The organism is Neoehrlichia mikurensis (genome assembly GCF_019186785.1).
GTDB classification, from domain to species: Bacteria; Pseudomonadota; Alphaproteobacteria; order Rickettsiales; family Anaplasmataceae; genus Neoehrlichia; species Neoehrlichia mikurensis.
Genome location: NZ_CP066557.1, coordinates 825,510 through 839,722, shown reverse-complemented (window position 1 = coordinate 839,722; position 14,213 = coordinate 825,510). Strand labels below are relative to the sequence as shown.

Genomic DNA, 14,213 nt, shown 5'->3' with positions numbered 1-14,213 from the left:
ACAAACTATTGAATTGATAGTATTTTATTAACACATACATGTCAATCAAGAACAATTTATTATTAGAATATCATAATATGTAATTAATAATTATTCATAAATATTACATGCACAGTAGCTCACAAATTTTTATAACATTTACACATATAATTACAATAATGAATTTACAAATTAAAAGCATTTTTTCACATTAAGAATAACTTATTCTTGTGGAGATATCATTTTTTCTGGTCTTACAATTTTATCAAAATCTTCACTACTCATAAAGTTAAGTTTTACAGCAGCTTCTTTTAATGTAACATTATTCTCAAAAGCATACTTTGATATTTTTGCCGCATTATCATATCCTATATATTTATTAAGAACCGTTACCAACATTAAAGACTGATTCAATAAATAATTAATACGTTCTACATTAGGCTGTATACCATCAATACAATTATTCGCAAAACTAACACTAGCATCTGATAACAATCTAATAGACTGCAAAATATTGTATATTATGACAGGTTTAAAAACATTCAATTCCAAATGCCCACTACAACCACCAATAGTAATAGTTGTATGATTGCCCATTACTTGTGCACAAACCATTGTCATTGCTTCACATTGAGTAGGATTTACTTTACCAGGCATAATTGAAGAACCAGGCTCATTTGCTGGAAGTATAATTTCTCCTATTCCACATCTCGGACCTGAACTTAGTAACCTAATATCATTAGCAATCTTCATTAAGCTAACAGCAGCTGTATTCAAAGATCCACTAAACTCGACAATCGCGTCATGAGCAGCCAAAGCTTCAAATTTATTTTCAGCTGATACAAATTCAATACCAGTAATTTTTTCTACTTCCTTAGCAACATCTTTTCCAAATCCCATTATAGTATTCAAACCAGTACCTACTGCTGTTCCACCTTGAGCTAATTCATGAACATCCATTATTGAAGAATTTATACGTTCCATACTTTTCTTAATTTGGAATGCATAACCTGAAAACTCCTGTCCCAAAGTTAAAGGAGTTGCATCCTGAAGATGTGTACGTCCCACTTTAATAACATTTCTAAATTCCTCAGATTTATAATGCAAAATATCATATAAAACATTAAGACTAGGTAATAAACATCTTTTTACTTCACATACTATTGCTATACACATAGCAGTAGGAAATGTATCATTAGATGACTGAGAACAATTTACATGATCATTAGGATGTACAAGCAACTTATTACCTTTCATGCCTCCTAATATTTCAATAGCTCGATTTGCTATAACTTCATTTGCATTCATATTAGTTTGAGTACCAGAACCAGTTTGCCACACCACTAGAGGAAATTCATCATCAAACTTACCATCAATAATTTCTTGAGCAGCTGCACAAATCGCATCACCAATATTTTTATTAATAACTTTATTTTTTATATTAACACGTGCTACTGCCAATTTTACAACACCTAAAGCTCTAATCAAAGATTGTGGCATTCTTTCCGTGCCAATCCTAAAATTATCAATAGAACGCTGTGTTTGTGCACCCCAGTAACGACAACTAGGTACACTGATACTACCCATACTATCTGCTTCTTCTCTAAATTTCTGCATCATTTTTTCCATAAAGTCTTAAAGCTAATTCATAACCTGAAATTTTATGATAATTTACAGTAATTGTCCATGCTAAAAAAATTTATAAGTAACAAAATTCTTAAATAAGTCATAGTTTTAATTTATCTATATAAATAATTATCTAAAATTTTATATATAAAATACACTAAACTCCTACTATGATAAATTTTTTACATCTAGCTGAACATACTCATTAAATAAATAGCTTCCATGTACACTCACAGCAACACAGAATAGAAAACGCAGTGCTCACTTACTGCAAAAAAAAATCAAATGTATCTAAAAATTTTCCTTTTGATAATCCGTCAGTATAACAGAAAAATCTTATAAATTTTATGTATTTAAGCACTTAATTTAAATATTATTAACTTGATATATTTGGATTAATTATAGAAGATGTGAAGTGTCTTGAAATTACTATTGATTATGTTAACTCACTACTAAAAAATTGTTTTTTATAGAAAGAGCTAATTCATAATGTATTAAATATTATAAAATGATGCTTTATAAACAGTTTAATTATAATGATTAAGGAGTACACACTAGTTAATAAAGAATTAGAATTTTTAGCAAGAACTAATATACAATTGGTATATAATATTACAGAATAAAATGTCATACAATAGACTAGAACTAAATCCATTAAGACAATAACTAACGCTATTTATAAAAACTATTTGTTATAATTAATTTATTAAGTTAGTATTTTATCATCAAAGATATATGCTATAAAATACATTACATGACTAACGTATTAATCACTGCTGGTCCAACTAAAGAATATATTGATCCCATAAGATATATTTCTAATAACTCATCCGGTAAGCAAGGCTATGCACTCGCAGAATACATGAGCACAATTGGATGGAACATAATACTCATATCAGGACCTGTCACTATACCTATAAACAATAAATGTCATATAGTACATGTAGAAACTTGTAGCCAAATGCTGCAAGCTTGCATAGATTCATTACCAGTAGATATAGCAATTTTTACAGCAGCTGTAACTGATTGGATCCCTTACTATTCAAATCATAAAGCAAAAAAACACTCCATCAACTCCATTGATATAACTTATAGTCCTGATATTCTTAAATGCATTAGTATTAATAAAAAAAGACCAAAGTTAATTATCGGCTTTTCTATTGAATCAGAAAATTTAGTACAAGCTTCAAAAGAAAAGCTCATTCGCAAAAAATGTGATTGGATAATTGGTAATGATCTATATATTAACAATGAAAAAATTATGGGGAGTGATTATACCAAAATATCAATTATTACAAAAGATAATATAGAATCTTTTCATTTAATGACAAAAAAAGATGCTGCAAAGATCATAACAAAAAAAATTATTGACTACTTAAATATTAGCTTATAGCCTAAAGAATAGTCATATTAGAAAATTACATGCCAATTGAACAATCTTGGGAATTGTTAGGAAGTGGTCAGCATGATGGATACACAGTTGCATATGTTAATGCAAGAATTATAGATCCAGCTTCCAAGTTGGATATGAAGGGTGCATTACTAACTCAAGGACAAAAAATTGTAGATTTTGGTCCTAATTTATTTGCAAACGGAATTCCTAGCAATATCAATGAAGTAGTACAATGTAATGGGCAAGTGTTAATGCCTGGAATAATTGATATTCATGTACATTTTCGTGATCCAGGAGAGAAATATAAAGAAACAATACATACTGGTAGTAAAGCCGCTGCAGCAGGTGGAGTGACAACTGTTGTATGCCAGCCAAATACTAATCCTCCTATTAATAATGTAGTTACAGCAAAATATATTAAAATGAGCGCCCTTGAAACCTCATACGTAAATATTGAATTTTATGCATCTATTACAAAATCTGGTAAATCACTTTGTGATATGGCATTATTAAAAGAAGCAGGAGCTGTAGGATTTACTGACGATGGATTACCAGTCATGAATTCTCTACTAATGAAGCAAGCATTAAATTATGCTGGTATGCTTAATGTTGTTGTTGCTCAGCATGCAGAAGATCTTCATCTATCAAATGGGGGATGTATCAATGAAGGACAGATTTCTTATGAATTAGGATTAAAGGGAATTCCAGATATAGCTGAGTCTATTATCATTAATCGTGATATAATATTGATGAAAAACATTCACAATGCACATTATCACGTACTTCACGTTTCAACAGAGGATTCTTTGAATTATATTAAAACAGCTAAGAAACAAGGATTGAATATTACGTGCGAAGTAACACCTCATCATTTTACTCTAAATGAAACAGAAATTTTACAACAAGGATCATTAGCAAAAATGAATCCGCCTTTGCGTACTGAACATGATCGCTTAAGCATGATCAAGGGACTGCAAGATGGCTTAATAGATTGCATTGCTACAGATCATGCACCTCACAGTAAAAATGAAAAATATCTACCAATTGAGACTGCAGCCTTTGGTATAATTGGACTGGAAACAATGTTACCATTATCACTAGAACTATATCATAATAAACAAATAGGATTAATTGACATATTATCAAAATTAACAAATAAACCTGCGGATATTATAAAAATACCAAAAGGTAGAATTCAGAAGAATGCAATTGCAGACCTTGTAATCATCGATCTAGATTATGAATGGACTATTAACGTTGAAAAATTTTCTAGTAAATCAAAAAATTCTCCTTTCCATAACAGAAAAGTTAAGGGCATAACATTACGTACTATAGTTTCTGGAAAGACTACATATCAAGCACACTTAAAATCTAGATAAAGTTTTTTTAAATACTATGCAATAGACTGTTAATTAGTAGGTACATTATTAGCTGATTAATTACTAATTAAACACTCTAGCAAGACACAATTTTTGATTTTACATAAAAATAACTTAAAAAGTAACATTCCAAAATAACTACTAAATATAAAATGATAGTAATGATATAATTCATAATATATTATAAAATTTTAAAAAATCTTACTAAACAACATATATGAAAACTTTATTCACCTGTAATTTAAGTAATACTAGTTAAATATACACTATACTGTAAAAACTTATCAAATAAACCCTACATAATATCCTAAACACACTGATTAAACATTCATTTATGCCAATTTTTACATTTAGTGTATAACTTTTTATTCATCTAGTAATCACTAACACTATATGCAAACTGCAAATTTTACCAAATAGAACCCCCTAAGTTAATACATTATAACTAATCTAAACACTTATTTAACGCCAATTTTTATCTTTCACATTTAATGTATAATTTTATTTAATTGATCATATAATGTACTTGCAACTTCTTCTATTAAACCTACATCTTCCCCTTCTACCATTAATCTTACTAATTTTTCTGTACCTGACTTACGTAGTAATATTCTACCATTATTTTTAATAATACTTTCTGCATCTTGTATAATAAGTTTAATCTGCTTAGTATTAATATCAAAATCATCTCGAAAAAAAATATTTTTATTAACTTGAAACATAGGAATAAAATTTTGAAACACCTCACTTGCTGTTTTTTCTGTTTTAGTAAGAATACATAAAACCTGCAAAGCAGTAATTAGCCCATCACCAGTAGTTGTATAATCACTTAACACAATATGTCCTGATTTTTCACCTCCAACCTTACAGGAATATCTTTTCATCATCTCCATAACATGACGATCACCTATTGCACATCTATAAAGTCTTATACCTAAATTTTCCATATACTTATCTAAAGATAAACTAGACATTATAGTAACTACTACACCTAAATTCTGCACCTTATCACTATTATACTTTGCAATTGCAGCAATAACTTGATCACCATCTATTACATTACCTTTTTCGTCACATATAACTATACGATCTGCATCTCCATCTAAAGAAATGCCTATATTAGCATTTTCTTTTTTTACCACTTGTACAATATTCTCTGGATAAGATGAGCCACAATTCTCATTAATATTAAATCCATCAGGTCTATCCGATAGAAATATCACATCCAATCCTAGTTTAGAAAAAATCTTTTTACTAACATGATATGCTGCACCATTAGCACAATCTAAAACTACTTTTATATTTGATACATCTAATCCTTTAGAAAAAGTGTTTATCACAAAATTTATATAATATTCGCTGGCATTATGTACAACAGAAACTTTACCTATTTTTTCCGGAGATGTTAAAGCATAATCTAAATTTTCCATCATTTTTGACTCTATTAACTGTTCATCACTAACAGATAACTTAAACCCTTTATTATCAAAAATCTTTATACCATTATCACAATAAGGATTATGAGAACCAGATAACACTAACCCTACATCTGCATTTAAGTGTTTTACCAACATTGCAACAGTAGCTGTAGGCACTTCTCCTACTAAATTCACATCCATTCCTATAGATGTCAATCCAGAAACTAATGCTGCTTCAAGCATATAACCTGATATTCTAGTATCTCGACCTATAACAACACGATTATTGATACCCTTAAATATAGCCCCTACTGCCATACCTAGCTTTAATATTGTTTCAGCTTTCATAGGATAAGAATTCACCTTTCCTCTTATTCCATCTGTTCCAAAAATACTTTTTATCATATCAGCAAAAAATTTTATAAAATTCTTTTTTTAAAATAACATCAAATTCCTCATAGGATAGCTCTATACCTAAATTTTGCACAGAAGTTATCCCATAATTGGTTATACCACATGGAATTATTCCACAATAATGTGATAAATCTGTATAAATGTTAACTGATATTCCATGATAAGTAACCCATTTGCGCACTCTGATACCAAATGCAGCAATTTTATCTTCTTTATCATCATCACTACATACCCATACCCCTATGCGTTCATTGTTAAAATAACTTTTTATGGAAAAATTAGCTAATGTATTCACAATCCATGTTCCTAAATTCTTCACATATAATTTAATATCACATTGATTCCTTCTTTTTAAGTCTAACATAACATAAATTATCCTTTGACCAGGACCATGATATGAATATTTACCTCCTCTAGTAGTATAAATCACCGGGAATAATCCTTCTAATAGTAATTCATCTTTTTTAGCACTAGTTCCTGCAGTATAACTTTCAGGGTGTTCAAGTAACCATATTAATTCAGGATCATTGCCCTTTATAATACTATCAACTCTATTCATCATAAAATCCAATGCTTCTTCATATTGAATACTCCCTGAAAGCATCCACTCTAATTTTTTATAAATCACAGTTTTTACTAGACATTTATTTAGGAAAATACCACAACAAATTTACATATGATATAAAAAATTCCACTTTATTAATACAAATTAATACAATAACATATACTAAAATAGTAATATTATTTGAATATACAATTTATTAAAAAGAATAATACTATAATTTATAGTAACCCATGGCTTTTAAAGCTATAATGTTTATCAAATGCAACAATTACATGATCAATTAAATTGATATTCATGCTTAAACATACCCTTAATAATCGGTTAGTAACATTAATATCAGCCTGTGAAGGAGATGGATCACCACTAGGATGATTATGGGCTATAATAATAGATGTTGCACTAAGATATAAAACTCTTTTAATAACCTCTCTTACATATATTGGAGTTTCATCTATTGTACCAACATCTTGTACTTCATCAGCAATCAAATGATATTTCTTATTAAGATACAATACGTGAAAATTTTCTATATTAGAATTTCCTATTCTAACTTTTAAATATTCTATTAACTTATTCCACTCATTAAGAATTATACAATCTTTAATGTTTCCTCTATGTATTCTGTTTAGTGCTTCTCTTACACAAAAAATAGCAGCTATAGATATTTCTCCAACACCTAAAACTTCTTTTAATTCATTAACATCAGCATAAAAAACTTTTGAAAAATTACCAAAATGATCAATTAATCTCTTTGCAATTGGTTTCATATCCTTTCTAGTATGAGAAGAACATAAAATTAATTCTAAAACCTCATAATCTAATAGTCCCTTACCATTACCACATAATAGCCTTTCCCTTAATCTTTTCCTATGACCCATCTTATGTTTCTTACACTCATAATCAACATTCATTGACTTTCATTTATAAGTATTTACCAGTAATACTTAACATTAGAAATTAAAAAATTAAACAAAATACTTTTCTATAAATCAGTAAAAAAATAGTTAACTAGTACTTGAAATTAGATTCATTGATATTTATATATCCAATATGTGGTGGTGAACCACGATAGTTTTATTGTTTATGGAGGTAGTACTAATTATGAATTTAGTAATGTTGCATGATAATGTGTTAATTGAAGTTTTAGAAGATAATGGCAATAACTCTCCTATACAACTTCCTGATTCAGCAAAGAAAAAACCTACTAGAGGAAAAGTAATTTCTGTAGGATCAGGTGTCTATAATAATGAAGGAAAGATCATCCCCTTAACCACTAAAGTAGGTGATTGTGTTTATTATCGCCAATGGGCAGGAAATGAAATTGAGCTTAATGGCAAAAAATATGTAGTAATGAAGGAAAGTGATATCATTGCTAAAGAAGTATAGTTTAGTATTTTTGTCTACTAAAATGATCACAAAGTTTAAGAGTTCGCCTCTTGTTTTTTAGCATTTTAATAATTTAATAAGGAGATTAAAAATGGCAAATGTAGTTGTAACAGGTGAAACACTAGATAAGTCCATTAGAGACATCATTCGCATTTTGGAAGATGCTGTGGGATGTACTGCTGGACCAAAAGGATTAACCATAGCTATTAGTAAGCCTTATGGTACACCGGAAATAACAAAAGATGGATATAAGGTAATTAAAAGTATTAAACCAGAAGAACCGTTAGCACAAGCAATTGCTAATATAATAGCTCAAAGTGCTTCACAGTGTAATGACAAAGTTGGTGATGGAACTACAACATGTTCTATTTTAACAGCTAAAGTAATCGAGGAGGTATCTAAAGCTAAAGCTGCTGGAGCAGATATTATTAGTATCAAAAATGGTATCTTAAAAGCAAAGGAATTAGTATTAGAATCTTTACTTTCTATGAAACGTGATGTTTCTTCAGAAGATGAAATAGCACAGGTTGCAACAATTTCTGCAAATGGAGATAAAAACATAGGTAGCAAAATTGCACAATGCGTAAAAGAAGTTGGTAAAGATGGTGTTATTACAGTTGAAGAAAGTAAGGGATTTAAAGAATTAGAAGTTGAAAAAACTGATGGTATGCAATTTGATAGAGGTTATTTATCACCTTATTTTGTTACCAATGCAGAAAAAATGTTAATTGAATTTGAAAATCCATATATTTTATTGACAGAAAAAAAATTAAACATCATACAGCCAATACTACCTATCCTTGAAAATATAGCAAGATCAGGTAGACCTCTACTAATTATTGCTGAAGATGTAGAAGGTGAAGCATTGAGTACTTTAGTGCTAAATAAGTTACGTGGTGGATTGCATGTTGCTGCTGTTAAGGCACCAGGATTTGGTGATAGAAGAAAAGATATGCTTGGTGATATTGCAATATTAACTGGTGCAAAATACGTTATTAATGACGAATTAGCAGTTAAAATGGAAGATCTAACATTAGATGATCTAGGTACTGCAAAAAATATACGTATCACAAAAGATACAACAACACTTATCGGTAGTGTAGATAGTAATTCTTCAAATGTTCAAAGTAGAATTAATCAAATAAAAATGCAAATTGATACTTCTACCTCAGACTATGATAAAGAAAAGCTAAAAGAACGTTTGGCAAAACTTTCAGGTGGAGTTGCTGTATTAAAAGTTGGTGGTTCAAGCGAAGTAGAAGTTAAAGAACGTAAAGATAGAGTAGAAGATGCTTTACATGCTACAAGAGCTGCTGTTGAAGAAGGTGTGGTGCCTGGAGGTGGTACTGCTTTATTGTATACACTATCTTCATTAGATAACTTAAAAGGTAAAAATGACGACGAACAAATAGGTATTAATATAATAAAAAGGGCTCTACTTGCTCCTATTAAGCGTATTATAAAAAATGCTGGATCTGAGGAAGCTCCATGTGTGATTAAGCATCTGTTAAAGCAAAACGATAAAGAGTTAATTTTTAACGTTGATACAATGAGCTATGCAAATGCTTTTACTTCTGGTGTTATGGATCCTTTAAAAGTAGTACGTATTGCTTTTGATCTTGCAGTATCTCTTGCTGCTGTATTTATGACTCTAAACGCTGTTGTAGTTGATGTACCATCTAAAGATGATCATCCTGCTACTGGAGCTGCTGGAATGGGCGGCGGAATGGGAGGGTTCTAATCAATAGGGGGTGTTTTATCTCCCCCTCCCTTTTTTTTCTTCAAAAAATTATAACTTATCTTTTTTATTAAGGTCTTTTTATTCTATTGTACGTATTCATTTTAAGGTTTTATTATTTTTAGTAATTTATTAATAAATAAAGTATATTTTATCACTTTATCAATAAGTTTTCTAGCATAACAAGAATAAGGTATAAGTAAAAAGCTTACCTAAAAACAATATGTGAATAATACTCAAATGTTATTTAAAACAACTTAATACAATAATTTTTCTTATTCATTAGATTTTTTTAACTAAAAAGGTACCATTTATCTTATGTATTCTATAAATTTTTATAAATCTTTCTTTTATCGAATTATAATCTTACTCCAATAAACCCAAAGACTACCTATTTTAGTAGTTCTGGAAGAAGATATATAACTCCTCCACCCTTATAAAATAACATAAGTTCTAGAAGAAGCAGTAAATTTAGCTAAAAAAATCAAGATACATAATGCTACTGTAGAACAGCTATAGAAGCATTAACAATTGCAAATGACAATACTGCTAAATATAAAATTAATCTTTATTATTATGCAATCCTTCTTGAGAATCATTATTAAATTTATCTATCATAATAAAAAAGTACTATTGCATACAAAACATTAACATTCTTCAAGTTTATAAACTTGCCCTGTAATACTACAACTTTCAGAAGCAAGTTCTACAAATTTATCCGTTAACTTCTCTGGAAAGACCATTTCAGAATTTTCTTGTGACATAAACCCTTGAGTACTGCCACTTTGACATTGATAAACCATGTTAACACACATTTTACTATGCTTTGTTTCTGCAGCATATATCTTAATCATTGCTTCTAAAGCAGCTTTACTTGATGCATAAAGCCCACAATATGGATAACTTGACAACGAGTGAGTAATTTCTGAAGTTAAAAAAATTGCTCTACCAGATAATGAACCTTTAAGTAATGCATCAAAATACTTTATTAAGTACCAATTTGCAAAAAAATTTATATCCATAACTTCTTTCAACACTATAGGATCATATTCTTGCACTGGACTTAAATTACATGATGCTGAAGCATTCGCGACTAAAATATCTATAAATTTGAATTTTGTTTTTATAGACAATGCAATATCTTTAATACTATCAAAATTTTGAAGATCAATAGGAATAATCATTATTTCTACTCCTACTTCCTGTATAATACTATAAAGAGCTTTTAACTTATCAATATTCCTACCAATAAGAATCAAATTAGCACCTTCCTTAGCAAATCTCTGAGCTACAACTGACCCTATACTTCCCGAAGCTCCTGTAATAATTGCTATTCTACCTTGTAATGCTCCCATTAATACAATCCAGTAAATAAACGCTTAATAATAAGTCTTAAAATTACAGTTGGCAAGTAAAACAGCATAACTGTTATTATTAATAATCTTATATTTTTAATAACAACACCAAAGTACTTAAGTCACATAATAACTAAAATTAATTACCAAAACTATATACGTATACTTTAATATTTCATAATAAATGCTATATTACTACTTAATATAATTAAACTAAATTGCTCTTATGGATCTTAATAAATTTACTGATAAAGCTAAAAGCCTCATTATGCAATCACAAACATCTGCTATATCTTCTGGTCATCAATTATTACTACCAGCACATTTATTAAAAGTTATGTTAAACGAGAAAGATGAGTTGATAGAAGTATTAATCACTTCATGCGGCAGTAATGTTAATGATATAAATAATGCTAATATGCTAGCGCTTCAAAAGCTACCTATTGTTAGTGGCTCTGGAAGTGGACATATAACTCTCTCAAAAGAAATGGCACAAGTTCTAGAAGAAGCAGTAAATTTAGCTAAAAGAAATCAAGATACATATGTTACTGTAGAGCGGCTATTACAAGCATTAACAATTGTAGATAGTAATACTGCTAACATTCTCTTACAAAATGGTATAACACCTCAAAAACTTAACAATATTATTGCAAATATTCGTAAAGGTGTAAAAGCAGATAATGCTAATGCTGATCAACAATTTAATGCATTAAAAAAATATGCAAAGGATGTTAACGAATGTGCTATTAGTGGAAAGCTTGATCCTGTTATTGGCAGAGATGAAGAGATAAGACGTACTATGCAAGTATTATCTCGTAGAACAAAAAACAATCCTGTATTAATCGGAGATCCTGGAGTTGGTAAAACAGCAATAGTTGAAGGATTAGCTCAACGCATAGTACTAGGAGACGTACCTATAGGATTGCGACATGCAAAAATAATGTCATTAGATTTAGGTGCGCTAATTGCTGGCACTAAATATAGAGGTGAATTCGAAGAAAGGCTAAAAGCTGTCATTAATGAAATAACGTCATCTAATGGTAGTATAATACTATTTATAGATGAATTACATACACTTATAGGTGCAGGAGCAGTTGGAGGATCAATGGATGCATCTAACTTACTGAAGCCAGCACTAGCAAGAGGAGAAATACATTGTATTGGTGCAACAACTCTTGATGAATATCGAGAATACATAGAAAAAGACGCCGCATTAGCAAGACGATTTCAATCTGTTTTTGTATCAGAACCAAGTATTCATGATACAATATCAATTTTACGTGGATTAAAAGAAAAATATGAGTTGCATCATGGTATAAGAATAGCAGATAGCTCTATTATTGCAGCAGCAACCTTATCAAATCGTTATATTAGTGATAGATTTCTTCCTGATAAAGCAATAGATCTTATAGATGAAGCAGCAAGCAGAGCAAGAATAGAAATAGATAGTAAACCTGAGATTATAGATGAAGTTGAAAGAAAAATTATTCAATTAAAAATTGAATCAGAAGTTCTAAAAAAAGAATATAATAAATCATCACAACAACGTTTAGTAGAAATTAATAAAGAATTAGAAGAACTTAATTCAAGGGTTGCCGATTTAAATAGTAAATGGCAAGCAGAAAAAGTTAAAATAGCAAAAATGCAAGAATGTACAGAAAAATTGGATAACGCACGTAGTAATCTAGAAAAAGCTCAAAGGTCTGGCGATTTAGCAAAGGCAGGAGAATTAATGTATGGTATTATACCTACACTTGAAAAAGAACTGAAACAACATGAACAAGTAACTGGCAATTTATTAAAAAAAGAAATTACTGAAAATGATATATCAACTATTGTTGCAAAATGGACAGGTATTCCTATAGAAAATATGATGAGTAATGAAAAAGAAAAATTACTAAATATGGAACAATATATAAAAAAAATAGTTATAGGACAAGATCATGCTATTACATCAGTCAGCAATGCAGTAAGAAGATCACGTGCAGGAATACAGGATTCGCAAAAACCTTTAGGATCATTTTTATTTCTTGGCCCAACAGGCGTTGGAAAAACAGAATTAACAAAAGCTTTAGCTCAGTTTTTGTTTAATGATAAGTCTGCGTTATTAAGATTCGACATGTCTGAATTTATGGAAAAACACTCAATTTCAAGATTTATAGGGGCACCTCCAGGATACGTAGGATATGAGCAAGGTGGAGCATTAACTGAGGCAATACGAAGAAGACCTTATCAAGTAATTTTATTTGATGAAATAGAAAAGGCACATGCAGACATTTTTAATATTTTATTACAGGTGCTAGATGAAGGAAGATTGACAGATAGTAAAGGAAAACTGGTAGATTTCCGTAATACCATATTAATATTAACATCAAATTTAGGACAGGATATTATTCTTCAAGACAATACAAATGATATAAATAATCAAGAAGTTTTAAAAATACTACGTTCAAATTTTCGGCCAGAATTTTTAAATAGACTGGACGAAATTATAGTATTTAATAAATTATCTAAGGAAGATATAGCAGGTATCATAGATATACAACTTTCTCATCTTCAAAAAACAATTAGTGAACGTAAAATCACTATTACTTTAACACCTGAAGCATTCAACAATATATTCAAAACCAGCTAGCAAAATTAATGCTTTCTGACGCAATAAATGAAGGAGATAAAATTAAGATATATGTTAGTAACTTAACAATAAATAAAATGCATTTATATATTAATACAATATATCTTATATTTTTATTTTAATATAATATTCACCAATACAACCTCAATGACAAATACCTCTTAATGTTATTGTTGTGTTAATATATTCAAAGCTTTTAAGTAACAACCGCATTTCAGTATCATAACTACATTTATTATTGTAATAACAACTAATACAAGTAAAGTAATATTGAAACTAATAAAACTATCAATTACTCACTAAACATACCGTTATAACTATACAT

9 protein-coding genes and 1 pseudogene are annotated in these 14,213 nt (G+C 29.4%); 5 read left to right on the top strand and 5 right to left on the bottom strand.

What is annotated here, in order from left to right; translation table 11 throughout:
* Positions 1–201: 201 nt before the first annotated feature.
* Positions 202–1,599, bottom strand: coding sequence for a class II fumarate hydratase (fumC, locus tag HL033_RS03325; protein WP_218194517.1), 1,398 nt, complete (start codon positions 1,597–1,599; stop codon positions 202–204).
* Between the two features lie 760 nt (positions 1,600–2,359).
* Between fumC and HL033_RS03320 the strand changes: the two genes are divergently transcribed.
* Positions 2,360–2,998, top strand: coding sequence for a phosphopantothenoylcysteine decarboxylase domain-containing protein (locus HL033_RS03320; RefSeq protein ID WP_218193879.1), 639 nt, complete (start codon positions 2,360–2,362; stop codon positions 2,996–2,998).
* A 29-nt stretch (positions 2,999–3,027) separates the two neighbouring features.
* A complete protein-coding gene (locus tag HL033_RS03315; RefSeq protein WP_218193878.1) occupies positions 3,028–4,377 on the top strand; it encodes a dihydroorotase in 1,350 nt (449 codons plus the stop codon).
* A gap of 488 nt (positions 4,378–4,865) precedes the next feature.
* Here HL033_RS03315 and glmM read toward each other — a convergent pair whose 3' ends face one another.
* From glmM to radC, 3 genes are all read right to left on the bottom strand, one after another.
* The gene (gene glmM / locus HL033_RS03310; protein ID WP_218193877.1) at positions 4,866–6,200 is read right to left on the bottom strand and encodes a phosphoglucosamine mutase; all 1,335 of its coding nucleotides are present in this window, start codon (positions 6,198–6,200) and stop codon (positions 4,866–4,868) included.
* 1 nt (position 6,201) lies between these two features.
* Entirely contained in the window at positions 6,202–6,813 is a 612-nt protein-coding gene (lipB, locus tag HL033_RS03305) for a lipoyl(octanoyl) transferase LipB (RefSeq protein WP_246575360.1), read from the bottom strand.
* A gap of 179 nt (positions 6,814–6,992) precedes the next feature.
* Entirely contained in the window at positions 6,993–7,685 is a 693-nt protein-coding gene (gene radC, locus HL033_RS03300) for a RadC family protein (RefSeq protein ID WP_218193875.1), read from the bottom strand.
* A gap of 190 nt (positions 7,686–7,875) precedes the next feature.
* On the opposite strand from radC, the gene HL033_RS03295 reads away from it, so the two are divergent.
* A complete protein-coding gene (locus HL033_RS03295) occupies positions 7,876–8,160 on the top strand; it encodes a co-chaperone GroES (RefSeq protein ID WP_218194516.1) in 285 nt (94 codons plus the stop codon).
* A gap of 91 nt (positions 8,161–8,251) precedes the next feature.
* Positions 8,252–9,901 carry a chaperonin GroEL gene (groL, locus tag HL033_RS03290; protein ID WP_218193874.1) on the top strand — a complete coding sequence of 550 codons (1,650 nt, stop codon included), beginning with the start codon at positions 8,252–8,254 and terminating at the stop codon, positions 9,899–9,901.
* Between the two features lie 644 nt (positions 9,902–10,545).
* Here groL and HL033_RS03285 read toward each other — a convergent pair.
* Positions 10,546–11,253: an SDR family oxidoreductase gene (locus HL033_RS03285; RefSeq protein ID WP_218193873.1), complete on the bottom strand. Its 708-nt coding sequence runs from the start codon at positions 11,251–11,253 to the stop codon at positions 10,546–10,548.
* Positions 11,254–11,479: 226 nt separating this feature from the next.
* On the opposite strand from HL033_RS03285, the pseudogene HL033_RS03280 reads away from it, so the two are divergent.
* Positions 11,480–14,010, top strand: a pseudogene (locus HL033_RS03280) (ATP-dependent Clp protease ATP-binding subunit).
* Positions 14,011–14,213: the final 203 nt, after the last annotated feature.

Excerpts from the sequence above, each read along its gene's own strand:
- HL033_RS03295 (WP_218194516.1), top strand. The coding sequence starts at position 7,876 with ATGAATTTAGTAATGTTGCATGATAATGTGTTAATTGAAGTTTTAGAA.
- HL033_RS03320 (WP_218193879.1), top strand. The coding sequence starts at position 2,360 with ATGACTAACGTATTAATCACTGCTGGTCCAACTAAAGAATATATTGAT.
- HL033_RS03315 (WP_218193878.1), top strand. The coding sequence starts at position 3,028 with ATGCCAATTGAACAATCTTGGGAATTGTTAGGAAGTGGTCAGCATGAT.
- HL033_RS03285 (WP_218193873.1), bottom strand. The coding sequence starts at position 11,253 with ATGGGAGCATTACAAGGTAGAATAGCAATTATTACAGGAGCTTCGGGA.
- glmM (WP_218193877.1), bottom strand. The coding sequence starts at position 6,200 with ATGATAAAAAGTATTTTTGGAACAGATGGAATAAGAGGAAAGGTGAAT.
- radC (WP_218193875.1), bottom strand. The coding sequence starts at position 7,685 with ATGAATGTTGATTATGAGTGTAAGAAACATAAGATGGGTCATAGGAAA.
- lipB (WP_246575360.1), bottom strand. The coding sequence starts at position 6,813 with ATGCTTTCAGGGAGTATTCAATATGAAGAAGCATTGGATTTTATGATG.
- groL (WP_218193874.1), top strand. The coding sequence starts at position 8,252 with ATGGCAAATGTAGTTGTAACAGGTGAAACACTAGATAAGTCCATTAGA.
- fumC (WP_218194517.1), bottom strand. The coding sequence starts at position 1,599 with ATGATGCAGAAATTTAGAGAAGAAGCAGATAGTATGGGTAGTATCAGT.